We start from the raw sequence: 26,288 nt of genomic DNA, 5'->3' as shown, positions 1-26,288 counted from the left end.
TAAAGCTTGTTGGAATAATTTAAATTAGAGATTTAAAATTATTGTGGCCTTTTAAATTTTTATTTATTTGGCTATGGTTTGTTAAAAATCAAGTTTTATTTTGATAGAATAATTTTAGGTATGAGTTTTAGGGCTAAGTTTATTCATCTCCATGTTCATTCAGATTATTCTCTTTTAGATGGAGCTGCAAAAATATCAGATATTATATCAAAAGCAAAAAAATGCAATATGTCTCATATTGCATTAACAGATCATGGGAATCTTTTTGGAGCTATTAAATTTTATAAAGAAGCTAAAAAAGCAGGAATTAAGCCAATAATTGGTATTGAAGCTTATATGGCAAAAACTTCTAAGCTTTTAAAAAAACATGATGATCTTGGAAAAATGTCTTACCATTTAATTTTGCTTGCCAAGAATGAGCTGGGTTATAAAAACCTATTAAAGTTAACAAGTATTTCTTATCTTGAAGGGTTTTATTATCGCCCAAGAATAGATAAAGAGGATCTTGAAAAATATTCAGAAGGGTTGATTTGTACTTCAGCTTGCATTGGAGGACTCATTCCAAGGCTTATTTTGGCCAATAGATTTGAAGATGCTAAAAATGAAATTCTTTGGTTTAAAAAAGTTTTTGGTAATGATTTTTATCTTGAACTTCAAAGGCATGGCATTAAAGCTCAAGACATTGTGAATGAAAGGTTGGTTGAGTATTCTAGGGAACTTGGAGTTCCTTTAACAGTAGCTAATGATTCTCATTATGTTAATAGAGAAGATGCAGTTGCTCAAGACATCATTGTTTGCATTGGCACTGGCTCTAAGAAAAGCGATGAGAATAGATTGAAAATGGAGACTAATGAATTTTATATTAAATCTCAAGAGGAAATGTGTGAACTTTTTAATGATTTGCCTGAAGCTTTAGAAAATACTGTAAGGATTGCAGAAAAGTGTGATGATTTTAAAATAACTTTTCCAGGGCCTATTTTGCCTGATTATCAAATTCCTATTGAATTTAATACTCTTGGTGAATATTTAGAATATCTCACTCTTGAAGGTTTAAAGTTTAGATATAAAACTTTGACAAGCAAAATAAAAGATAGAGCTTTTTATGAATTGAGCGTGATAATTAGAATGGGGTTTGAAGGCTATTTTTTGATTGTTTGGGATTTTATTAAATTTGCTCATGACAACGATATTCCTGTTGGAGCTGGGCGTGGTTCTGGTGCTGGTTCAATTGTAGCTTATGCTCTTAGAATTACTGATATTGATCCTTTAAAGTATAATTTGCTTTTTGAGAGATTTTTAAATCCTGAGCGTATTTCTATGCCCGATTTTGATATTGATTTTTGTTTTGAAGGCAGAGATGAGATTATAAAATATGTTACCAATAAATATGGAGAAGATAAGGTAGCTCAAATAATTACTTTTGGAACCTTGAAGCCTAAAGCTGTAGTTAAAGACGTAGCTAGAGTTTTAGATATTCCATTTGCCGAATCGAATGAACTTACCAAGTTTATTCCTGATGGGCCTAAAGTTTCTTTAAAAGAGGTTTTAGATGACAATTCTTTAAAAGAATATTTTACTAGCAAGCCTGTTTATAAAGAATTAATGGATGCTGCATTGGTTCTTGAAGGAATGAATAGGCATGCTTCAACTCATGCTGCAGGAATTGTAATTTCTAAAACCCCTTTAACCGATTATGTGCCTCTTTATAAGGATTATAAGCAAGGTTCTGTTTCTACTCAATATACAATGGATTTGCTTGAAGAATGTGGACTTGTTAAAATGGATTTTCTTGGTTTGAAAACATTAACTTTAATAAAAAATGCAGAAAATCTTATTAGAAGTGTAAATCCCGATTTTAAAATAAAAAATATTCCAGATAATGATGTTAAGACTTTTAAGATGCTAGGAGAGGGAAAAAGTGCGTCTGTTTTTCAATTTGAATCTGAGGGAATGCAGCAAATTCTAAAAGATGCAAAGCCTGATAATATTGAAGATTTAATAGCCTTAAATGCTCTTTATAGGCCGGGTCCTATGCAATTTATTCCCCAATTTATTGCTGCTAAAAAAGGTATTAAAAGAATTAAGTATCCTCATCCAGATTTAAAGGAGGTTTTAAAACCAACTTATGGAGTTATTGTTTATCAAGAACAAGTAATGGAAGTTGCAAAAATAATTGGAGGGTTTTCTCTTGGCAAGGCCGATATTTTAAGACGTGCTATGGGTAAAAAGAAAGAAGACGAGATGGATGAGATGAAGGTCGACTTTTTAAGAGGTGCTGTTGAGAAAGGGTATGACAAAGAAATTGCTAGTGAAATTTTTGAACTTTTAAAGCCTTTTTCAGGGTATGGATTTAATAAATCGCATGCAGCAGCGTATTCTTTAATAGCGTATCAAACCGCGTATCTTAAGGCTAATTATCCTGAGTATTTTATGGCTGCCAACTTAACAAATGAAATCAATAATAATGATAAACTTTCTTATTACATTGAGGAATCAAAAGCTATAGGTATAAACGTTCTCAAGCCCGATATAAATCGATCATTTAGAGAATTTCGTGTAACTGACTCTGGAATTTCTTATGGACTTAATGGGATTAAAAATCTTGGAGGAATTGTTGTTGATTTAATAATTGACGAAAGAGAAAAAAACGGCAAATATAGTTCTTTTGAGGATTTTGTCAGACGTGTAGATGATAAAGTAATTAATAAGAAATTTTTAGAATCTGCAATAAAATCTGGACTTTTTGATAGTTTGGATCAAAATAGAAAAACTTTGTTTGAAAATCTTGATCGCTTGGTTGATGTTGTTTCAGAAGATAAAAATAATAAAAAGCTTGGTCAGAATAGCTTATTTGATGTTCTTGAAAGTCAAGACCCAATTCAGCAAAATTTTAATTATCAGGTTTTCAAAGAATATTCTTATTCTGAGCTTTTAGGATTTGAAAAAGAACTTTTAGGATTTTATGTGTCGGGGCATCCTCTTGATCCTTATAAAAAGGCAATTAATAGTTTTTCTAGTTTAAATGTTTTAAAAGATCTTGCTGCAAAAAAAGATAGCATTGTCCAATTTTCTGGTATTTTAAATTCAGTAAAAGTTATTCAAACCAAAAGAAATAATGCAAAAATGGCTTTTGGAGTTATTGAAGATTTTAAAGGCGCAATAGATATTGTAGTTTTTACAGAAAGTTATGAGAAGTATAAGAATTTTTTACTTGAAGGTAATGTTATTGGGGTTATAGGTAGGCTTACGTTTAACAGAGATAAATTTTCGATTGTAGTTGAAAAAGTTGTAAATATTGAGAAACTCTCTGAAGATAAAGTAAATAATATTCATATTAAATTTTTAAATAATAAATTAAATGACTTGCAATTACTTAATTCTTTAAAAGAGAGTATAAGTAATTTTGAGGATAATTCTGGATTTTCAAATGTTTATTTTTATTTAAGGGAGAATGGCAAGGATTTAAAATTAAAAATGAATTCAATTTTAAATTTTGAGCCAGATGAAGATAAGCTTGATAAGTTGAGAAAGTGTGTGATAGTTGAAGATGTTTGGGTTGATTAGGAGGTTCTGTGTTAGTTGTTTTAATAGAAACTTTAATGGTATTTTTGCAAATTTATAGGATTTTAATTTTAATTAGGATTATCCTTAGCTGGCTTGTGTCTTCAGGAATTAGTACTAATGCGTTTTTCAGATTTATACATATTGTAACAGAGCCATTTTTATCTTTTTTCAGAAGAATTCCTTTTTTTACATTTGGTATGTTTGACTTTTCTCCAATTGCAGCTTTAATAACTCTAACTATTTTTGAAAGAATGTTAGCTTATGGGAATTATAAGCTTTCTACATTTATTATTTTATTTATTGTTGAAGTTTGGGGAATATTTAGAAGCATTTTTATTGCTACAGTTTTCTTTTTATTATTGAGATTGTTATTATTGCTTTTAAATTTGTTTCAAGGTTCAGACTTTTTAAAAACAGTCGATTCATTTTTACTTCCTTTATCCACTAGGATAAGTGGTGTAGTTACCGATAAACATATGTCTTATATTTCTCGTTTAATTGTTGGGAGCGCTTTAATAATAGCATTTATCATTATTATTGAACAAGTTGTATTTGCTATTGTATCTTTAGAAAGATATTTACCTTTTTAAGGAGATTAAAATGTTTTTACATGAGTTTGAGTATGAACTTAAAGGTATAGGTGGTCTTGGTGAGAAAGGGGTTGAAAGATTAAAAAATCTACAAATTTTAAATGTTAAAGATCTTATTGAGTTTTTTCCTATAAAATATGAGGATCGTAAAAATATACAAACTTTTCCGGATTTTTCTAAGGTTAAAAGTTGTGATATGATGACGGTGTTCACTGTTGTTGGGCATAAAAAATTTGGGGATAGTTCTAAAAAAAATTTAAAGTTAACAGCTAGAAGTGTAAATGATGAGCATTTCGAAATTTTACTTTTCAATAGAGCTTTTTTAGAGAATGTTTTTAAAATAGATAAAAAATTCTATATTTATTCTAAATTTACTTATAACGATTATAGTGGTTTATGGAGTTGTTCTAATTTTGACAGTGAGGTTTTTAGTGATAATCCTGAAAGGTTTAAAAAAATTTTTCCAGTTTATTCTTTGACAGAAGGATTAACATCAAAGAAGATTTCGTTATATGTAAAGGAAGCTCTTGAATATTTTTTAAAGTTTGGGCAAACAGATATTCCTAAATTTTTAATGGAAAAGTATTCTTTACTGTCTTTGGGTGATGCTTTAAAAGAGATTCATTTTCCAAGTTCATTAGAAATGCTTGAAAAGGCAAAAAAAACTTTAATTCACAGAGAAATTTTCTTGCTTCAGTTTTTTTCAAGGTATAGATCTTCTAAGGTTCTTTTCCGAGAAAAAAAGCATTTATCAAGAGATTTACTTGAGAGAGTTGTTTCGAGTCTGCCTTTTGAACTTACAGAAGATCAAAAAATTTCTGTTGATGAGATATTCTCAGATCTTAGCTCTTCTAGGCCAATGAATAGATTGCTTCAAGGTGATGTTGGAAGTGGCAAAACTCTTGTTGCCTTGCTTTCAGGGCTTCCGTTAATTGAAGCTGGATATCAGGTGGCGTTTATGGCTCCTACCGATCTTTTGGCTCGTCAACATTATGATAATTTATCCAACATATTGTCGTCTTTTAACGTTTCAGTGACTCTTTTAACCGGTAGTTTAAAAAAAAGAGATAAGGAACAAGCGCTGGAAAATATTAAAAGTGGAACTTCTGGTTTAATAGTTGGAACACATTCTATTTTTTACGAAAGTACAGAATTTAAAAAATTAGCATATGTTATCATTGACGAGCAGCATAAATTTGGAGTTGCTCAAAGAGAAGAACTTAAAAATAAAGGAGAAGGGGTAGATATGCTTCTAATGTCTGCAACACCTATTCCTAGAAGCTTTGCGTTAACACTTTTTGGCGATCTTGAAGTTTCGTTTATTAGAACCTTGCCTAAGGGGCGTTTGCCTATTACTACCTATTTAGCAAAACATGGTAATGAAGATAAAGTTTATGAGTTTTTAAGAAAAGAGCTTTTAAAGGGTCATCAGGTTTATTTTGTTTATCCATTAATTTCATCTTCGGAAAAATTTGAATTAAAAGATGTTAATAATATGTATTTAAAATTGAAGGAAGTATTTAGCGAATATGTTGTTGAGATGCTTCATTCTAAGTTACCATCTGATTTAAAAGAAGAAATTATGAAAAATTTTTATTCTAAAAAAGTAGATATTTTGGTGGCTACTAGCGTTATTGAGGTTGGAATTGATTGTCCAAATGCAACTTGTATGGTGGTAGAGCATGCTGAGCGTTTTGGGCTTTCTACCTTGCATCAAATTAGAGGCCGTATTGGTAGAAGTAATTTACAATCTTTTTTCTTTTTACTTTATAAAGAGCCTTTAACAAGTACTGGAAAATTTCGATTGAAAACCATAAAAGAAAATTTGGATGGATTTAAAATAGCAGAAGAAGATTTAAGGTTAAGAGGGCCTGGCAATTTATTTGGGCTTGAGCAAGCAGGATATTTAAAATTAAAAATAGCTAATTTTGTTGATGATAGAGATATCATAGTCTTGATTCGAGAAGAGCTCAACTTATTTTTTCATGATAATTCTGCTTACGATAAGTTTGATATTGACTTGCTAGACAATCTTTTTTGTTCTTATTTGAATGTCGGAAGAAGTATTTAGTTTGTGTACTTTTCAATTAAGTTAATAAGATTTGTTTTGTTATGATTCCAGAATTCAAGAAGCTTATATTGTAGATTATTGAAATATTTTTTCTGAATAAAGCATGGCTTAGGGCCTATGTATAAGTAGTGCCAAGGCTCTGCTTTATATCCAGTTTCTATTTCGGATCCTTTTGGGTAGGAAAGAGAAAATCCATATTTTAAAGAATTTTCGTAAAGCCATTTTCCTTCTTTTGTGTTTAGCAAATTATCATCTAGATTTATAAAATCTATTGCTGTTCCCATATGATGTTGAGAATGACCTGGAATTGCTGATTGAGTTTCTGCAACTTTTTTGCCATAAGTTTTTACATTGTAATCAAATAAAAATTTTTGGTATTCTCGAGTTCTATAAGCGGATTTGATTTTAATTTCAATTCCATTTTTTTTTGCATCTGTTATTAGTTGAATTAAATCTTTAATTAAGATTCTTCTTACTTGAAGAGTTTTTTTCCCAAGATTCTTAAGATCTTTAAAATCATTAACATTTACCAGATCAGATACTTTATAATCTACAGGAATTGGTATTTTTTTATTTATTAGAGTTAAGAGGTTGTTTTTTTCTGCATCTACTAAAGGCTTTATTTCTTTTAAGAACCGAATGGGATTTTTTTCAATAAAGTTTTTACACTGTTCATTCATTGTTTTGGTAATCTCTAATAATATTTTTAAGTCTTTTTTTGAAATGCCGTTGGTGAACAAGGATAGGTTAATAAATAGAAGCAATAAAACATAAATTGATTTCATAATATTTAATTATAGTATATTTTAGTATAATTAAATAATTAATTCTAATTATTTAATTGTGTGTATATGTATATTCTAGATTGGGTTAAATTTAGTTAAAAGAAATAAATAAAGGGGAGTTTGTACAGGGAATATGATCAAAAAGTTTAAAAATTATGATCAGATAATAAAAGAGCTATTTATTATAGCTATTCCTACGGCTTTTGAATCGCTTTTATTTCAAATGGTAACTTTTTTTGATAATTTTATGATCTCTTATTTAGGTTCTTTTCACGTTACAGGAGTTTCTTTAGCAAATAGAGTAACTTTTCTTTTTTTTATTATTGTGTTTGGACTTGGTACAGCTTTAAGCGCTTATGTGTCTCAAGCAATTGCAAAAAAGAAGCTTCTTCAAATAAGACAATCTTTTGCCTATATGTTATCAATTGGAACTACAGTGGGAATAATTTTTTTTATATTTTCATTTTTTTTCCCAAAAAACATTATCAAACTATTTACAGATAATCAGAGTTCTTTAAATTTTGGATCAGAGTATTTAAAAATTATTTCATGGTCTTATTTATTAATGGCATATTCTTTTTTATCAGCTATGGGGTTTAAAAGTGCTAAAGAGGTAAAAATACCTTTATATGTTACTTCTATTGTTGTTTTAATAAATATTGTTTTTAATTATATTTTTATTTTTGGTTTGAGCATGGGAATAAAAGGTGCTGCATATGCCACTGTGCTTGCTAGGATTGTTGAGTTTGTTTTTTACTTTTTATATAGCCTTTTAAGTAATGATTCATATTATCGGATTAAGTTTAGCGATTTTTTTGTTTCAAAGATAGTTGCTAGAGCTAATTTGAAACTAATTATACCTGTTTTATCTCATGAGATTTTTTGGGTCTTGAGCATAACTATTTTGCATGCATTTTATGCTCGTGTTGGGAGCATTGAATATGCTTCATTTGCTGTTGCGTCAAATCTTTTTGACATTTGTTTTGTATTGCTTCATGGCATGGGACTTGCAACAGGTGTTGTTATTGGGCATTTAATGATTTATGATAAGAAACATGTTAGGTCGGTTGGATTTTTTTTATCTTTTGTAGGCTTTCTTTTAGGCATTTTTGTAGTTATTTTACTTATTGGAATATCGAGTTTTGCACCTTATATTTTTAGTAATTTAAATTCTCCTAAACTTGTTAGTGTGTTTATTTATGTTTTTGCAAGCAGTGTAGTTTTTAAAGCTTTTACGGCGCAAGTTCTTGTTGGAGTTTTTAGGGCTAGTGGTATACCAAATGTTTGTTTTTTTATTGAATCAGGAGTAATTGTTTTTTATACGCTTCCAGTTGCTTATTTATTAGTGTTTTATACAAATTTAAGTTTACCAATAGTGGTTTTTATTGTAAATGCAGAAGAGATCATTAAAAACGTATTTATTATAATTGAATTTTTTCACGATGATTGGATACGGGAGATTGATTATGAAGAGCTTGATTGATTATGGGATAGCATGATATATTTGGCGTTAATAAAAATTTTAATAATCTTAATGAATTCTAGAATTCATTAAGATTATATTGCTTTAAAAGCAATTCCTTTTGTTTTATCGTAGTATTTTAGTAGTTTCTTTGCAAAAATCTTGATTTTTATTTGGAGAAATTTATGTATTCATTGAGTGTGGTTAAAAAAGATAAAATTTATAAAAATCTTTTAAAAATTGCAATTCCGACTGCTATTGAGTTTTTTTTATTTAATTTTATTTCTCTTACAGATAATGCTATGGTTGCATATATTGGCGACTATCCTGTTGCAGGAGTTTCTCTTGCAAATAAATTTTTCGAACTTTTTGTTACTATTGGGTTTGCCATGGTAGGAGCTTATAATATAATTGCCACAAGGCAATACAATCGAGGCGATTTTAAGAGTTTTAGAAATACATTTTTTATTAGTATATTAATTATTATTTTATTTTCTTTTCCATTTATATTGATTTCTAGAGTGAATCCTTTTTTTTTACTTAGATTAATTTCTAATGATGTGCAGGCAGTTTATTATGGAGCTATTTATTTAAACATAGCTATTTTTTCTTTCGTATTTGCAATCATAAAAGGACTTGTTGCTAATGCTCTTAAAGTTGTTGAAATTGTTAAATTTCAAGTTTACATTTCTGTTTTTTCAGTGCTTTTAAATCTAATATTAAATTATATTTTTATTTTTGTTTTTCATATGGGGGTAGTTGGAGCTGCTATTGCAACAACAGTTATTCGTAGCTTAGAGCTTATTATATATCTTATTTATACAGTGTTTAACAAAAATTCAATTTTAAACCTTAAGCTTGAAGATTTAAATGTAAATATTAAGTCGTTTATTCAGTTAATTAAATTTTTTATTCCAATCCTTTTAAATGATTTTATTTGGTTTTTTGGCTATCTTGTATTGACATCAATTTTTATAGGAATTGATGTTCATAAATATGCTGCTTACAGTATATCTTTTTCTGTTTATTTTATTATCTTTAATATAATAAATTCTTTTTGTATTTCTTTAAATATTATGATGGGCTATGAAATGCATAATAGTAAAAAAGAAGTCATGAAAGTTGCAATCTATTTAGGTAAAATCGGCTTTAAACTTGCTTTTTTAACATCTTTTGTATTATTTGTGTTTTCATTTTTTGCTCCTTATATTTTTTATACATTAAAATATTCGCACCTTATAGGAATTATTTTAAGGTATTCTTCTATTTCTGCTTTTTTTATGGCACTTGCTTTTCAGTATCTTTTTGGATTTTTTCGTGCGGGAGCATCTCCAAGCTTTGGTGCTATTATGGAAGGTTCTGTAACATTTATTTATACTATTCCCATTGCTTTTTTTTTAGCAAATTATACAAATTTGCCTTTTGAAATTGTTGTTTTTATTCCAGCTCTTGAGGATGCAATCAAACTTGCCATTTCACTTCCTTATTTTTATAGTGAAAGGTGGATTAAATCTGTTAAAACAAGCTGGTGGGTTTGATATAATCTTATTGTGCGTTTAGACGAAATTAGAAATTTAAATTTTTTAATCATGGGATTAGGTCTTAATGGAGGAGGAGTAGCTCTTTCTAGATTTTTATTAAAGCATGGGGCAAAGTTAGTAATTACTGATCTTAAAAGTGAGGCAGAATTAGCCTTAAGTATTAATTCTTTAAGAGAGTTTGATGATCAAATTCGGTATGTTTTAGGTAAGCACGATATAAATGATTTTAAAAAAGCTGATATTGTTGTTAAAAATCCTGGCGTTAAACCCAATAATAAATATTTAAAGTTTGCAAAACGAGTTGAAACAGATATTAGCTTATTTTTAATGTTCAACAAGAACCCCATAATAGCAGTAACAGGTACTAAAGGTAAATCGACCCTTGTGTCTCTTTTGTATCAGGTTTTGAAAAAAAAATATTCAAAGGTAAAACTTGGGGGAAATATTGGTGTATCTCCTTTGAGCTTTTTTGATCAACTTGATGGACTATCTCCTTTAATTTTAGAGCTTTCTTCTTGGCAGTTGCAATCTTTAGAGAATTTTAATCCTATTCTTAGTATTATTACAAATATTTATAACGATCATCAAAACTATTATTTAAATTTTGATGACTATATTATTGATAAGTCAAAAATTTTTGTAAATCAAACTTCAGGAATTGTGATTATTCAGGATAAGGCCTATTACAAATATTTTTCAAAATTTGAATCAAAAGCCAAAGTTATTTTATTTTCTGAATTTAATCCTTGTAATTTTGATCGAGATATTTTTTATTGTAATAAGGGCAAAGTATATTTTAATGATAACTTAATTGGAAGTTTTTCTGAGTCACCGTTTGTTTTTATGATCTTTAAGCTTATTGCTTTTTTTGTTTCTTATTATTTAAATATGGATCTTAATCATACGTTTCATATTTTAAATAATTTTAAAGGCATTGAGCATAGATTAGAGTTTGTTAAAATAGTTCAAAATGTAATGTTTTATAATGATACAGCTTCAACTATTCCTGATTCTACAGTTTTATCTGTTAAAAGCTTAAAAACAAATGATAATTGTATTAACTTAATTGTTGGAGGAACTGATAAAGAACTTAATTTTTTAAGTTTTTATAATATCATAAATCTTGTGAAAACTTGGATTTTGATAAAAGGTAGTGCAACTGTAAAAATTATTAAGATTTTAGAAAAAAGTAACATACCATATTTTGTATTTGATTCTTTAAGAGATGCAGTAAATTATTCTCTCAATATTTCAACTCCAGGTGACATTGTGTTATTTTCTCCCGCTAGCGCTTCTTTTGAGCTTTTTAATAATGAGTTTGATAGAGGCTTACAATTCAAAAATTTAGTCAATATGCTTGGTTAAATTTTTTTTCTTATTATTTTGTAATAAAAGTATCTGAGTTTTTCAAGATTTGCATAAATCTTGTAAATAAAATTTTTGTAAGTAAAATCATAACAGCCAATTCTGTGAATAATATTTCCTCCAAATCCTGTTTTAAAACCAAAAAGACCAGATAAAGGATGTTTTTTATTTGCAATTGGGGGGATTCCTAAAAAATCATATTCTTTTATTCCTAATTTTTTTAAAGTTTGTATTGCTTTAAATTGAACTGCATAATTGGGCATTAAATTTCTATATTTTCTGCTGGAAGCCCCATAAAGATATACTGCTTTTTTCTTATAAATCCCTATTATTATGCCAGAAACAATTATGTTGTTATAAAATGCAATTATTAATTTTATTTGAGCATTTTTGTCTTGTTTGAATATTTCAATTAGGTTTTGTATATATTCTTCTGAATGGATAGTAAATTTATCTCTTTTGCTAGTTTCTTTGTAAAGATTGTAAAATGCATTTAGATGTTTAAATTTATCATCTATTATTATATTTAAATTTTTTTTTGTGCTGAGCTTTATATTGTATCTTGTTTTTTTTTTCATGTTAAGCAAAATATTTTCAAGAGAATTATTTAAGTTTAATATTGTTGTGTTTGAAGGCTGTATGTCATCAAATGATTTTTTTAGATATTTGATTTTAATTTTTAGTGGACAGTATTTGTCATTCAGTGTTCTTTGATAGTAATACATTAAATCGAATCTTAAAAAAATTGTATTTTTATTTAAGTAAGGTTTTATTTTTATGCTAAATTCTTTAATATTTTTGCTGATTTCCTCAATATTAATGTTCTCAAGAGTTTTGTTTGAGAATTCTGGATGTGGAATGTATGCCAAATAAAAAATTTTAAATAGTCTTCTTTGCATTACAACGATTTTACCAAGAATATCACTTTCAAATGCTATGGCTTTCCAATTTCTGTTTTTTGTTGTTTTTATTAATGCCCACAATTCGCTTTGAAGATAATTTTCTTCCATTTCTTTTATTTTTATTTTTTTAATAGTCATTAGTAACTCTTAGCAAACTATTCCGTTTGGAATATCTTTGGACAATATTTTTTTCTTAGAATGTTCTAATATTAAGTTTATTCCATTTATTTTAAGCTCTCCGCTTTCTGTTACTATATTAGCTTTTGAAAATTTATCTATGCTAATTTTAGGTGGATAGGCAATATCTTTATTTTGATCGTTTTCAAGTATTATTCGTTCTCCAGCAATAGGATTTTTGATTGAATCTTCTACGATTATAACTTTAAAATTTTTATTTTTATCCTCAGCAGCTACTAACATTCCTTCAGATTTTATTCCTCTAAATTTTGCAGGCTTTAAATTATCTACTATTATTATATGTTTTCCTAAAAGCTCTTCTTCTGTATAATGCCCTTCAAGACTACTTACTATTTGTTTTTCTCCATTAGTTCCGTCATCTAGCTTTAATATGAATAAGTTTTTAGCTTCAGGATTTCTTTCTATTTTATTTATTTTTACGACTCTTAAGAGCACTTTTTCTCTAAATAAGTTTTCTGGCGTTTCTTTTTCTTCCATGTATTTCTCCCCCGAATATTTTAGCTTTAAATTGTTGATTTTTTTTTGTTCTAGTTTATTGAATAATATTTCTGTGAATTCAATTTTTTTAATCCCCAATTTAGTTCCAAGAATTTTTGTAGAAAATTGATAACTGTTGCCAAAGAATTGTTGTATCTTTTTGCTTGTTTCGGGAATAAATGGCATCATTAAAATAGATAAATCTCTGATTAGGTATATTAAGTTTGAGATTAGCTCTTTTGTTTCTTGTGGAGAGTTGTCTTTTTTTTTCCACGGTTCGTTATCTTGAAATATCTTGTTTCCAAGAGCTGAAATTTTAAGTATTTCTTTGAGCGCAGATTTTAGTTCTGTTTTTTTAAAAAGATTTAGTATTTTATTATATTTTGGTGTTATTCGTTTCCAAAATTTATTTTGAATTTCTATTATTTCTATTGCATCTCCAAAGAATTTTTTTTGAAATGTTAATACTCTGTTGACAAGGTTTGAAAAATTGTCAATAAGTTCTGTATTTACTCTTTCCATAAGATCTTGCCACATAAATTGAAAATCAGACTTTTCAGGTCTGTTATAATATACGTAGAATCGCCAAATATCAGAAGGGATTCCTGTGCTAATAACATCGTTTCCAAAAATTCCTGTTCCTTCTGATTTTGAAAATTTAAGATTTTCATAATTTAAGTACTCGCTTGATGAGAGCTGATTTAATATTGTCCAATTTTCTTTACTTCCAATTTCTATGCAAGGGAATATAATTGTATGAAACAATATATTGTCTTTTCCAATAAATTGTACAAGATTTACTTGTTCATTATTTTTCCACCAAGATTTCCAATTTTTTACAATGTTTTTAGTAATTGAAATATATCCTATTGGAGCATCAAACCAGACATAAAATACTTTATTCTCATAACCTTTTTTAGGCACAGGAATTCCCCATTTTAGATCTCTTGTAATTGCTCTTTCTTTAAGACCATCTCTTAAAAAAGCATTTGTCATTTTAAGGGCATTGGTATTCCAATTCTTATTAGTAGTCGAATTTTTTATCCATTTTTCAAGTTTTGTTTTTATTTTAGGAAGATCTATATAAAGATGGTTTGTTTTTTTTAAAATAGGTTTGTTTTTACAAATTATGCATTTTGGATTTATTAGGTCTATTGGATTTAAAAGCTTAGAACAGTTGTCGCACTGATCCCCTTTAGCTATGCTTTGACACTCTGGGCATTCTCCTATTACATATCTATCAGCTAAGAATATTGAATCTTTGTTACAAAAAAACTGTTCAGTTTCTCGTTCTTTTATATAACCATTTTTTTCTAATTTTAAGAAAAAATTTTGTACAATTTCTTGATGGTGCTTGTTGGTTGTGCGACCAAAGATATCAAATTCAATATTAAACCATTTGTAAATTGATTTATGTATTTCATAATATTTATTGCAAAGTTCTAAAGGGGTAGTTTTTTCAATTAAGGCTTTGGTTTCTGTGGCTGTTCCATATTCATCTGTTCCGCAGACATAAAGAGTTTCAATTCCTGACATTTTAGAATATCTTGCAAAAGCATCGGCTGACAATACTTGCACTAAATTTCCAAGATGAGGAATGTTGTTAACATAGGGTAGAGCAGCTGTAACCAGATTCATTTTTTTCATTTAGTTTTCCCCTTTTTGTTTAAGCTATTAATATTGTAATACGGATAGGATATTTTTTTTCAATATCTTTTGCAAAAATTATTTCAAAAGTAACTTAGTTTTAATTTTTTATTTTGTAAAATAGTAATATAATATATTTTTTTACTATAAGGAGTATGATTTTATGAACAATTTTTTAATAAAATTTTTGCTTTTTTTGTTAGTTTTTTCAAACGGCTATGTTGCTTTTTCTAAAAATAGCAGTGTTTTAATAGTAACTGCGATAGATTCTGAGCTTGAGCAGATAACTAAGCTTATGTCTAATAAGGAAGAAATATTGCTTAAGGAGTATGGTCTTAATAAAAAGATTGTAAAGGGGAAGTTGTCTAATCGTAATGTTATAACTATTCTTTGTGGAGTTGGTAAGGTTAATGCAGGTGTGTGGACTAGCTATATTTTGTCAAAATACAATATAAGTCATGTAATTAATTCTGGAGTTGCTGGTGGTGTTATTAGTGATAAATACAAGGATATTAAAGTAGGAGATGTGGTAGTGTCTTCAGAGGTTGCATATCATGATGTTGATTTAACTAGATTTGGATACAAGATGGGGCAGCTTACGGGATTACCCCAAAAATTTAGTGCCAATAAAAATTTAGTTAATAAGGCCAAAGAGGCCATTAAATCAAAGGTTGGAGGTTCTAATTCATATTCAGGATTAATATTAACAGGCGATCAGTTTATTGACCCGACTTATATTAACAAGATTATGGGAAACTTTAAAGATGTAATAGCTGTTGAGATGGAAGGTGCAGCAATAGGACATGTTTCTCATATGTTTAATATACCTTTTATAGTTATTAGGTCTATATCTGACATTGTAAATAAAAAAGCAAATGAAGTTGAATATAGTAAATTTTTAAAATTAGCCGCTTTTAATTCAGCTAAAGTTGTACAAGAAATTTTAAGAATTCTTTAAGAAATGCATAAAAATGTTTTTTTATGCATTTCTTAATTTGCATTGTATTCTTTTTATAAAGTGTTTTGTTTAAAAGATTATATTTTTAAGAAGGCGAAAGTATTTGTAAAAGAGAATAAGCTTAAGGCCAGTGTAGTTTTTCCCGAAAGCAGTGATTCTAGAGTTTTGAAGGCGGCTGTTATTGTTTTGCAAAAAAATCTTGCGAATTCAATTATTTTGATAGGTAAAAAAGATCCTGTTATTAATTCTTTAAAAGAATTTTCTAATTGTAATAATATTTTAGAAAGAATAGAAGTTGTTGATCCTAATTATTTCCCAGATATTGAAATGTATTTGGATGAATATTGGAGTTTGTTAAAGACAAAAGGCGCTACGAAGCAAAGTTTAAAAACTCAAGTTTTAGATGAAATTACTTTTGCTATGCTTATGGTAAGGCTTGGCTATGTCAAGTCTTGTGTTTGTGGGGCTATTTCAACTTCTGCTAAGGTTTTGTCTAATGCATTGAGAATAATTCCTAAGTTGGATGGTGTTAAGATTATATCATCTTTTATGATTATGGATACTTTGAATGTTGCTGGTAACGTTAATTTTTGTTTTGGATATAATGGAATTTTATTTTTTGCAGACTGTTCTGTAGTGGTCAATCCCAATTCTTTAGAGCTTGCAGAAATTGCATTACAAAGTGCTAAATCTTTTAAAGATATTTTAGATGCAAAGCCCAAGGTTGCTCTTTTGAGCTTTTCAACAAAAGGATCTTCTAATGCTAAAGAAACTGAAAAGGTAAAGAATGCTTTAAATATTGTGAAGAATAAAGAGAATGACTTGCTTATTGATGGAGAGCTTCAACTTGATTCAGCTATAATTAAAAATGTTGCAGAAAAAAAATGCAAAGAATCTTTAGTAGCAGGTTCTGCTAATGTTTTAATATTTCCTAATTTAGATGCTGGGAATATTGGTTATAAATTAGTAGAGAGATTTGCTTTTGCTAAGGCCTATGGGCCCTTTTTACAAGGTTTTTCTAAACCCATTAGTGATCTTTCAAGAGGTTGTTCTGTTGATGAAATTGTATTTGCAAGTGCTTTAATGATAATCAGTTAAAGTATTGGAAATCTGTATAAATTCTTCAACAGAAATGTTTTCAGGCCTTTTGTCTAAATATTCTTTTAAAAAATTTTCTCTTAAAGTAGCTTTATTTGCGATGAAATTAATAATGGTGTTTTTTAATTTCTTTCTTCTGCTTGAGAATACAGTCCTAATCAATTTGTTGAATTTTTTGAAGTCTTTTATATTATTTTTTTTAGGAATTAATTTTAGCGTTGTGGATTTAACTTTAGGTGCAGGATAAAAATTGTTTTCTCCTATGTCTACTATTTTAATTACTGTAAAGTGTGATTGTACTAAGACTGTAAATGAAGAGTAGTTTTTGCTATTTATTTTTGCAATTATTCTGTCGGCCAATTCTTTTTGTACTGTGAATACCATTTCTTTTAAAAAATTTTCTTCAATTAGTTTAGATATTACTTTTGATGCAATATTGTATGGTAAATTTGAAAATATTTTATCAATGTTTTTATTTTCGTTTTTGTATTTTTTTAAAAAGTCACCTTTTATCAATTTAAAGTTTTTTAATTTTCCAAATTTTTCATTTAATATTTCTGAATATTTTAGGTCAATTTCAAATACGGTTAAAAGATTAGTTTTTTTTAATAAAATATCAGTCATTGCGCCAAGGCCAGGACCAATTTCCCAGATTTTTTCATTTTCTTTTATATCTAAGCTTTCTATTATTTTTTGTCTTATGCTTTCATTGATTAGATAATTTTGTCCCCACAGTTTTCTTGGAGCTATTTTTCTTTCTTTTAATGTTTGTTTTATGCTAATTATACTATTATAGTTGATTTTCATAGATAAAAGAGATAGTAGCATATTATTCTTTATATTTGCACCTATTTTTTAATTATTTTGATTTTTTTTAGTTTCGTTATTATAAATAATGTAAGCTATAAGTAGGATGCTTAATATTAAAAATATAGGTATTTGTTGATGCTTGACTATAAAGAATGTGCTAAAAAATGTTGCTGTAATTTTTATTGTTTGGAATATATAGGCGTTTATAAGGTCAAAGAGAAAAAATAAATTTAAGCTTGAAAAATAAGTTATTAAGCTTAATATTGTTATTGCTAAGAAAATTAATATTAATGGAATAATTATTAAGTTTGATAATATTGAGATTGGTGTAAGATCAAAATTGTTAAAATAAATTACTGGTGAAGTGAATATTTGAATAAAAAATGTTGTGAGCATTGATGATGTTAGTCTTTTAAGATTGTATCTATTTTTTAGATAAACGGATGCTGATATTCCTATTGTTGCAAGATAGGAGAGTTGAAATCCTATTGAACTTAGTGTTTCGGGGAATGCAATAGCATTTATTATAAAACTAATAGATATACAGCTTATTAAATTAATCTTTCCGTAAATTAGTTTGTACATTATAAGAGATTCTGTCATTATAAATGCTCTTAGTGTTGAAGGTGTAAATCCAGTTAATATTAGATAATTTAATAAAATTATGCTTAGTATTAAGTATTTTAATTTTTCATTTGTGATTATTAAAAGTAAATAATAGCTTATTAAACTTATTAGATAAAAATGTAGTCCAGATACTACCAAAATGTGGGCAATCCCTGCATTTTGAAATAATGTTTTTTCATATTTTGTTATTTCTGATTTGATATTCAAAATTATTGTTTTTGAAAAATGGGAATAACTAGGATTTAATGTGGTAAAAAAAATATTTAAAGTGTTTTTATATTTTTCTCTAAGTTTGGCAAAAAAGGGTCTTTTAATAAGTTTTATTTTTTGGCTTTCAAGTTTTATAGTATCTCCGATTTTGTAAATATTTTCAATATTTTTGAATTTGAATTTCTGTGTATTCGAGCTAGCATCAATTACTTCGATAATGGTTTTTGAATCTTTTTTAAAATTTTTAATGTTTGTTATTTGATAAGTATTTTTTTCCAATGTTTTAAAATTTAATCGAGCTTGAAAGCCTAATAGTAATATTGTACAAAAAATAAAACTAAGTGCTAAGTGTTTGTTATTTTTTATTGCAAAAAATAATGTTAGTATTGTGTTAAAGTAAATCAAATTGAGCTTTAAATAATATTGAATTGATAAATTAAGTGAAATTAGTAAAAATATTAAAATCATTTACAATGTTTTCATTTTTTATTTATAAATAATTATTCTTTAAATTTTAATTTGTTTTAATTAATCAATCAATAATCATTTATTGACAATTAATAATTATTTAATTACAATGTTTTATGCAATTGTTAAAAAATCAATATCCATTCAAGCTGGCTTTGCTTGATCTTTTTTTGGTTTATATTGTTATTCATCTTGCATCTCCTTTTGGAAATGTCGATTCAGAATTTTGGAATGTTAATGAAAATCATTATTATTTTTGGATTTCAAGATCTTTTTTAATTATTTTTATAATTTATTTTTTTAAACTTACCAGTTCTTATGATGATTTTAGAGTAGAATTTTTTTTTCCTAAATTTAAATTTATTTTTGTTTGGGAATCTGTTTTAATTTTTATTAAAACAATGTTGATTGCAATGGTATTTATTTTTTTAATAGCTTTTTTACTTGAATATCTGTTGTCAGAATCGGCATTTGCCTATTATTTTCAAAACAATGTTGGATTTAATTGGAAAATTAGCAGTAAAACAGCATTGTTTTTAATGACTTTTACCTCTTTTTTTACAGGAGCTTTTGAAGAGTTGTTTTACAGGGCTTTTGTTATTACCAAGCTTATACAAATGAGATTTCCTATTATAGTTACGGGTTTCCTCAGTAGTATTTTTTTTGCTTATGGGCATTTATATTATGGAATTTTAGGATTTTTGGTTACATTTATATTAGGGATATTTTTTGCTTTTATCTATTTAAGGTATAAAAATGTATATTATGTGATTTTTATACATAGTTTTTATAATATTATTGTTAGTGGCCTGTTACTTATTTTAAGTTAATTTTAAATTGATTTGAGGGGGATTTATGAGAGATACTGTGCCCAAGCGTTTTAAAGAGGTGATAGCTCTTTATAGCGAGCTTGATATTTTTATATATAAAGAAGGGGATTCTAAAAGTTTTAAAAAGCAAATATATGCCGACTTTTGGAATGAAGTAAAAAGAGTGGCTTCTGGGCTTTTGCATTATGGCATTAAAAGGGGAGAAAAGGTTGTAATTATTTCTGATTCTAGAAGAGAGTGGATAATAATTGACATTGCTACTTTAGGGTTAGGCTGTGTTGATGTTCCTAGAGGAAATGATTCTTCTGAGGATGAATTAACTTATATTATTAACCATTCTGAATCTACTTTTATTTTTGTTGAAAACAATAAACAACTCCAAAAAGTTTTATCCAAAAAACATGAGCTTAGATTGGTAAGGTGCATTGTTGTTATTGATGATGATAAATCTTATGAAGAAAAGATGGGAAACATTACTATATTTTCTTATAAAAAATTATTAGAACTTGGAGCCGAGCATTTAAGAGTTAATCCAAAATCATTTGATATGGAAATTGAAAAAGGTTCTTTAAAAGATATTGCAACTATAATATATACTTCTGGTACAACAGGTATGCCAAAAGGAGTAATATTGAGGCATGAATCTTTCATTTTTCAATTAGACAGACTTTATGATTATCTTCCAACGCTCAAGCCGGGCAAGATAATGATTTCTATTCTTCCCCTTTGGCATTCTTTTGAGAGAGCTTGTGAATATATAGTTGCTTTAAAGGGTATAGCAATTGCATATTCAAAGCCTATAGGTCCTGTTTTGTTAAAAGATTTTTTAATTTTAAATCCCCAAATGATTATTTCTGTACCTAGAATTTGGGAAGGTATAAGAATAGGCATTATTAAAAAGGTATCAGAATCTTTGATTAAGAAGCTTGTGTTTGGAGGGTTTTTAAAAATTGGAATTGTTTATGCGAAGCTTAAGGAAAAATTTTTAGGGTTTTCACCTGTTTATAAAAAACCCAATTTGTTTATTTCGATTTTTTCAAAGTTATTTTTATTTGTTGGGATTATTTTGATTTTTCCTGTTAAATTATTAGGTGATATTTTGGTATTTAAAAAAATAAAAAATGCTCTTGGGCGAAATTTTGAATTTGGAGTTTCTGGTGGTGGAGCATTGGTTGATTATGTTGATTATTTTTTCAAGGCTGTGGGAATTAAAGTTCTTGAAGGTTATGGTCTTACTGAAACGGGTCCTATTTTGAGCGTTAGGCGCCTTAAAGCTCCCGTAGCAAGAACTGTAGGACCCATTTTGCCGGATGTTGAGTACAAAGTAGTTGGAGTTGATGGGAAAGTTTTGCCTTATGGAGAAAAAGGCGAGCTTTGGGTAAGGTCACCACAAATAATGAGCGGTTATTTCAAGGATAAAGTCAAAACAAGCGAAGTTTTAACAGAAGATGGTTGGCTTAATACTGGAGACTTAGTTAGATTAACAATTAATAATGAAATTTCAATTGTTGGTAGAAGTAAAGATACAATTGTTCTCAGGGGAGGAGAAAATATTGAACCTGAGCCCCTTGAGAGAGTTTTGGGTAAATCTTTATTTATTGAAAATATTATGATTGTTGGTCAAGATCAAAAATTTTTAGGAGCTGTTATTGTGCCCAATTTTGATAATCTTGAAAAGTGGGCAAATTCTAGTGGAATTTCTTTTTCCTCTAGGAATGATTTATTAGTTAATGAGGATGTTAATAAACTTTATTCTAAGCATATTTCAGATACTATTAATACCAAATTAGGTTTTAAAAATTTTGAAAAAATAGTAGGCTTTGTTTTGCTTCAGGATTCTTTTTCAATTGGGGAAGAGCTTACCAATACTCTTAAGCTAAAAAGATATTATGTATCTCAAAAGTATGAAGATAAAATAAAATTAATTTTTAGTAAAAGTGATTTAGATTTAAATGGATATTAGACAAGAAAATTTTGTAGAATTTTCTTGTCTACATTTTTAACATATAAGGAATATTTAGTAGGTACATGCAATTTTTTATTGTTTGTAATATAGCTTTTAAAAATTCAATTCTTGCGACTGTTAAATCAGGATTGTTTATATCTATTACTTTAACTTCTTGATAATATGCGCTAAAATGCTTTGCAAGTGAGTATGAATAGCTTGCAAGTATTGCGGGGTTTAAGTCTTTTGCTGCCTTGATTATGTTTTCTTCTAATTCTGATATTATTTTAATAATTTCCCACTCTTTTTCATGTCTTAAAAGTTCAAAATTAATTTTTTCCACTATGGGAATAGAAAGTGAATTGTATTTTTCAAGAATACTATTAATTCTTGCTCCGACATATTGAATATATGGTCCAGAATTTCCTGTAAAAGATAGACTTTCTTTTTTATTAAATACAATATCTTTATGTACAGCCGATTTTAGCAGATAATAATGAATTGCTCCTAGTGCAATATTTAAAGCATTTTTCTCAATATTCTTCTTATTCTCAATTTTTTGTGTAATTTCAGGAATTATTAATTCCATTAAGTCTGAGATTAGATTATCTCCGTCAATTACATTGCCTTCTCTTGACTTCATTTTGCCATCAACAAGATTGACCATTCCATGTGACAAATGAATAAGTTTTTTATTTTTAGAGATTCCTAATTTTTCTGATACAAAAAATAAACTTTTGAAGTGCTGAATTTGTTCACTTCCAACCACATAAATCATTTCTTCGAAATTAAATTCTTCTGTTCTAATCGCTATATTTCCTAAATCTTGGGTAAGATAGATAGATGTTCCGTTTGATCTTATTAGTACTTTTTGCCTTACTTTAGTTTCTGCTTTTTCATCCGAATCTAGGGGTAAATCAATGCATATTGCGTCATCTTCTCGTTTATAGCAAAATCCTTTTTCAAGTCCTTTTAATACGACATTTTTTCCAATTTCAAAAATTTCACTTTCAAGGTATATTTTATCAAATGAGGTGTTCGTAATTTTGTATGTTTCTTTTATTCCTTCAATTGCCCATTTATTTAGCTTTTTCCAAAGTTCAATTGTGCTTGCATCTTTTTGCTCCCATTTTAAAAGGAGGTCCTGAATTTCTTTTTCAGCATTTTCATTTTCTTGTGAGTATTTGTTGTATTTAACATAAAAATCGCCAATTAAATGGTCTCCTTTTTTAAAAGCTTTTTCTGGGGTAATTTCGTTTCCAAATTTTTTGTATGCAAGCATTGATTTGCAGATATGAACTCCGCGATCGTTTATTAAGTTTATTTTTGTAATTTTTGCCCCTACAGCTTTTAATATTCTTGACAGACTTTCTCCTATTGCGTCATTTCTAAGATGTCCCACATGTAGCGGTTTGTTTGTATTTGGCGATGAAAATTCTAATATTATTTTTTTATTGTCTAGATATTTACTTGTTCCATAGGCATCTTTTTGGGTATTTATCATTTGTATTGTATTGTTCATATATTCTTTTCTAGGAATTTTAATATTTAAGTAAGGTCCCATAGCTTTAATTTCGTATTTAGCTTTAAGGGCTTTTATTATTTCTTCAGAGATAGTTGAAATAGGAAGTTTCAAGGTTTTGCTAAGTTCAAATATTAATATGGAAATATCTCCTAGGTCACTTTTGGGAGGTTTTTGAATATTTATATTGATTTTATCTAGCTTTATGTTTTTTGATAATGCTAGATTGGCAACTATAATGCTGATTTCGTCTTTAATATTTTTTTTAACACTTTTATTCATTTTTTTCTTCTTTAACACTTGTTAATATATTTATTAATAGGAAAATTAAAGACGTCACAATAAAAATGTTTGAGCTATGGGCTGCCATTTTTGTATTTATAAGCCCTTCTATTATAAACACTTCTTTGTTAAAAAGTTTTAAACTTCCTGTGTTTAATATTTCCCTAATAAGTGAAATTGCTGAGCTTAGAACAATAAAAATTGAAATTGGAATTTTAGAATATTGAATTACCATTGATGGATTTTTTAGGATTTTAAAAGGCTCATTTTTATGGAATGATATTATTATGGCTATTAAAATAGGTATTGAAAATTTGAACTCTTTGTATAAAGTTGGCGTTAAATAAAGCATGAATAAGTAAGTTAAACTAGTAAAAATTCCTATTATTAATAGGTATATTCCTAATATATGACTTTTATGTTTTTTTAATTCTATTTGATTGATTATTAAGGCAGGAAATATAATGCATAGTGAAATCCAGATAGATATGATGCTAGCATCTAAAAAGTTTTTTGTGTAAGCAAAAATAGGAAATAACATTAAATGACTTTTAAGATATTTTTCAGTGTTATAAAATGTCTTTTTTTGCATATTATTTCCTTTTTATCTATTTTATTTGGTTTTAAATTGATTTGTACTTTCATTAATTCCAGAAATATGACTTGAGTTTGTAGTTCCTAAAACCTTAATGCGCTCAATTGCTTCTACTAATTTATTAATCTCTTCTTTTAAACCTTTCATTGAGTTTGAGACCGTAATATTAATTTCTCCTAATAATTTAACAGTGCTAATGATTTTTTTGTTGCCTCTAAACATATCATTCGAGCCAATTTTTACTTCATATGTTATTTCTCGCATTGTATTTAAAGCCTTTAAAATTTCTTGGCTACCTATTGATTGCTCTTGCATTGTATGATTTATTTCTTCTATTACTTGAACAACTAGATTGATTGAATCAAATATTTGGTTGAAAGCTTTATTTGTTAATTCAGAAGTGTTTACAGTTTTGGTTATTGAATCCATTATTTCGTTAATTGATGATGCAACAGATTCTGATTGTGATGTTACTTGTTCTGCTAGGTCTTTTATTTCTTCTGCAACAATAGCAAATCCTTTTCCAGCTTCACCAGCATGAGATGCTTCAATTGCAGCGTTCATTGAGAGCAGATTGGTTTGACTAGCTATAGATGAAATTAAAGAGTTTGCTTCTTGTAATCTTGTTGAGTTTTTGAAAATCTCTTTGATTTGAGTAATAACTTCTTCTTGTTTTTTTCGTCCATCATCAGAGAATCTTTTTAGCTCTTCTGTGCTTTTTGCAGCTTTTTGAGTTATTTCTGTTATTGATTGTATTCCTCCTATCATTTCTTCAATAGCTGATGAGGATTGTTCAACGCTTGCGGCTTGAGTTTCAATTGAGTTGTCAAGAGATGAAATATTTTTTGAAAGACTTTCAATTACGTTTGTTGTGTTAGATATGAATTCTACTTGTTTTTCTACTTCTTCTTGTGTTTTTTCTATGTATTGATTTGAATTTTTTATTGTATTGTGGGTTTTGTTTATTTCACTAAATAAATGATCCCCATTTTCTTTTAACAGCCTTACTCGCTCTTGTAGTGAATTGATTACATTTTTTAGATTTTCAATAAAATGACCAAAAAGATTTATCGTTGAGCTTATTGAATCTTTGCCTTTTGATTCGATTTTAAATGTTAAGTCACCGTTTTTAACTTTTGGAATTACAACATTAAGTTTATCTATTTTTGAGATTATTAAAGTTTTTATGGTTGATATCATTATTAATATAAAAATTATTACCAGAATAAATATAATGCTAAGCGAAACCACTCTCATATTTTTAAATTCTTTTGAGAATATGTTGTTATAATCTATTTTTATTCCTAGGTACCAATTCGATGATGCAATCCTTGCTAAGGAAATTATTTCATTTGAATTGCTTGTATTGTAATTTGCTTTTCCTTGAGATAATGCGTTTAATATTTGAGTTAATGTTTTTGTGTTAAAACCAAATATGTGCTTTATGTTTTTCAAAACCTCATCTTTTCCTCCAAATGCATCTCCATTTCCGTTTATTATGTATACATTAAAGTATTTTGATGAGTTTTGGCTGCTTGCATTTTGTTCTAGCAACGAGTTTTCCAAAAGCAATAAAAGATATTCTTTTAGTTCAGAAATTTTCTCTGAAATGTCAGCATATAAAATAATATATCCAATATTAGATTTTTTTGAATCCGTTATTTTATATGCTATTGGAATATAAAAATTGTTATTTATTTTTGCTAAACTGTTGTGAAGAATTGAAATTTGAAATGTAGTTATGGCCTTGCCCAAGATCAATTCTTTTAAACTCATATATTGGCCGTTTCTTTTTTTTTCACTTGATGCGATTATGTATCCATCTTTGTTTGCATACTCTATTATTTTAATAAAGGCCGGGAGTGTAACTAAAATCTTATCAGATACTAAGTGTTCTTCGCTTTTGTTATTTAAAATCGCAGATTTATAATCATATCTAGTTGTTAATGTGCTTAAAGCTTTTATTATTTCTTTAGATTCATCAGAAAAGCTTTTAATCATTGCTTGGTTAATAAATTTTGTAAAATCTTGAAGTTCTTTTGTTATGATTTTTTTATAACCTTGATCTAGTAGTAAAAAGGTTGTTGCAATAATGATTATTGTATATGCCAGAATTATAAAATTAAATTTATAAAAAAGGTTGGAGTTAAGTTTCTTTTTTTTCACTAAGTCCCCTTAAAATCTTAATTTTTCATAAAATTTTTAAAATATTAAATTTTTAGTATTCTATATGTTTTATTATATAATTATATATGCATGTAGCTAAATAATAAAATAATTATTTGCAAATATTTGGGGATTTGATCTTTAAAATTCAAAAAGAAAAGTCTAATTTGCCAAT

At 27.6% G+C, this 26,288-nt stretch carries 18 protein-coding genes; 10 read left to right on the top strand and 8 right to left on the bottom strand.

The genetic code is table 11. The features are described 5' to 3' along the window. The first annotated feature begins 78 nt into the window (after positions 1–78). From dnaE to recG, 3 genes are read left to right on the top strand one after another with little or no spacing between them, the layout of a single operon-like run. Positions 79–3,564: a DNA polymerase III subunit alpha gene (gene dnaE / locus DB318_RS01535; protein ID WP_151074154.1), complete on the top strand. Its 3,486-nt coding sequence runs from the start codon at positions 79–81 to the stop codon at positions 3,562–3,564. A 35-nt stretch (positions 3,565–3,599) separates the two neighbouring features. Continuing rightward, entirely contained in the window at positions 3,600–4,154 is a 555-nt protein-coding gene (locus tag DB318_RS01530; RefSeq protein ID WP_151060494.1) for a YggT family protein, read from the top strand. 10 nt (positions 4,155–4,164) lie between these two features. After that, entirely contained in the window at positions 4,165–6,225 is a 2,061-nt protein-coding gene (gene recG, locus DB318_RS01525) for an ATP-dependent DNA helicase RecG (protein WP_151073604.1), read from the top strand. Here recG and DB318_RS01520 read toward each other — a convergent pair. Beyond that, positions 6,222–7,010, bottom strand: coding sequence for a M15 family metallopeptidase (locus tag DB318_RS01520; protein ID WP_151074153.1), 789 nt, complete (start codon positions 7,008–7,010; stop codon positions 6,222–6,224). The genes recG and DB318_RS01520 overlap by 4 nt on opposite strands. 133 nt (positions 7,011–7,143) lie before the next feature. Between DB318_RS01520 and DB318_RS01515 the strand changes: the two genes are divergently transcribed. From DB318_RS01515 to murD, 3 genes are all read left to right on the top strand, one after another. Next, positions 7,144–8,493, top strand: a complete 1,350-nt coding sequence (locus DB318_RS01515; protein WP_151073606.1) for an MATE family efflux transporter — start codon at positions 7,144–7,146, stop codon at positions 8,491–8,493. Between the two features lie 164 nt (positions 8,494–8,657). Beyond that, positions 8,658–10,010 carry an MATE family efflux transporter gene (locus DB318_RS01510; RefSeq protein WP_151060216.1) on the top strand — a complete coding sequence of 451 codons (1,353 nt, stop codon included), beginning with the start codon at positions 8,658–8,660 and terminating at the stop codon, positions 10,008–10,010. 12 nt (positions 10,011–10,022) lie between these two features. Further along, positions 10,023–11,378, top strand: a complete 1,356-nt coding sequence (murD, locus tag DB318_RS01505) for a UDP-N-acetylmuramoyl-L-alanine--D-glutamate ligase (protein ID WP_151060217.1) — start codon at positions 10,023–10,025, stop codon at positions 11,376–11,378. On the opposite strand, the gene DB318_RS01500 is transcribed toward murD, so the two are convergent. After that, a complete protein-coding gene (locus DB318_RS01500; protein WP_151060218.1) occupies positions 11,375–12,418 on the bottom strand; it encodes a lipid II:glycine glycyltransferase FemX in 1,044 nt (347 codons plus the stop codon). The two genes, murD and DB318_RS01500, sit on opposite strands and share 4 nt — an antisense overlap. Positions 12,419–12,427: 9 nt before the next feature. Then, positions 12,428–14,602, bottom strand: coding sequence for a methionine--tRNA ligase (metG, locus tag DB318_RS01495; RefSeq protein ID WP_151074152.1), 2,175 nt, complete (start codon positions 14,600–14,602; stop codon positions 12,428–12,430). Between the two features lie 163 nt (positions 14,603–14,765). Here metG and DB318_RS01490 point away from each other — a divergent pair, with 163 nt between their 5' ends. After that, positions 14,766–15,560: a 5'-methylthioadenosine/adenosylhomocysteine nucleosidase gene (locus tag DB318_RS01490; protein ID WP_151060220.1), complete on the top strand. Its 795-nt coding sequence runs from the start codon at positions 14,766–14,768 to the stop codon at positions 15,558–15,560. A 60-nt stretch (positions 15,561–15,620) separates the two neighbouring features. After that, positions 15,621–16,658, top strand: a complete 1,038-nt coding sequence (gene pta, locus DB318_RS01485; protein ID WP_151060221.1) for a phosphate acetyltransferase — start codon at positions 15,621–15,623, stop codon at positions 16,656–16,658. On the opposite strand, the gene rsmA is transcribed toward pta, so the two are convergent. Together rsmA and DB318_RS01475 are read right to left on the bottom strand one after the other, a co-directional pair. After that, positions 16,641–17,486 (bottom strand): 16S rRNA (adenine(1518)-N(6)/adenine(1519)-N(6))-dimethyltransferase RsmA, encoded by an 846-nt coding sequence (rsmA, locus tag DB318_RS01480; protein ID WP_151060222.1) that lies wholly within the window; start codon positions 17,484–17,486, stop codon positions 16,641–16,643. The genes pta and rsmA overlap by 18 nt on opposite strands. A gap of 27 nt (positions 17,487–17,513) precedes the next feature. Continuing rightward, positions 17,514–18,773, bottom strand: coding sequence for a ComEC/Rec2 family competence protein (locus DB318_RS01475; RefSeq protein ID WP_151073609.1), 1,260 nt, complete (start codon positions 18,771–18,773; stop codon positions 17,514–17,516). A 116-nt stretch (positions 18,774–18,889) separates the two neighbouring features. Between DB318_RS01475 and DB318_RS01470 the strand changes: the two genes are divergently transcribed. Continuing rightward, complete coding sequence (locus tag DB318_RS01470; RefSeq protein WP_151060224.1) at positions 18,890–19,603, top strand: CPBP family intramembrane glutamic endopeptidase; 714 nt, start codon at positions 18,890–18,892, stop codon at positions 19,601–19,603. A 25-nt stretch (positions 19,604–19,628) separates the two neighbouring features. After that, on the top strand, positions 19,629–21,566 hold the full coding sequence (locus DB318_RS01465) for an AMP-binding protein (protein ID WP_151074151.1): 1,938 nt from the start codon (positions 19,629–19,631) through the stop codon (positions 21,564–21,566). A gap of 28 nt (positions 21,567–21,594) precedes the next feature. On the opposite strand, the gene argS is transcribed toward DB318_RS01465, so the two are convergent. From argS to DB318_RS01450, 3 genes are read right to left on the bottom strand one after another with little or no spacing between them, the layout of a single operon-like run. Then, positions 21,595–23,352 carry an arginine--tRNA ligase gene (gene argS, locus DB318_RS01460; RefSeq protein ID WP_151074150.1) on the bottom strand — a complete coding sequence of 586 codons (1,758 nt, stop codon included), beginning with the start codon at positions 23,350–23,352 and terminating at the stop codon, positions 21,595–21,597. Next, the gene (locus DB318_RS01455; protein ID WP_151074149.1) at positions 23,345–23,944 is read right to left on the bottom strand and encodes a hypothetical protein; all 600 of its coding nucleotides are present in this window, start codon (positions 23,942–23,944) and stop codon (positions 23,345–23,347) included. Before DB318_RS01455 ends, argS begins: the two co-directional genes overlap by 8 nt. Positions 23,945–23,965: 21 nt before the next feature. After that, a complete protein-coding gene (locus tag DB318_RS01450; RefSeq protein WP_151060228.1) occupies positions 23,966–26,113 on the bottom strand; it encodes a methyl-accepting chemotaxis protein in 2,148 nt (715 codons plus the stop codon). Positions 26,114–26,288: the final 175 nt, after the last annotated feature.

Source organism: [Borrelia] turdi (assembly GCF_008828755.2).
Taxonomy (GTDB): domain Bacteria; phylum Spirochaetota; class Spirochaetia; order Borreliales; family Borreliaceae; genus Borreliella; species Borreliella turdi.
The sequence above is the reverse complement of the archived record's forward strand: the minus strand, read 5'-3'. Positions and strand labels throughout refer to the sequence as shown.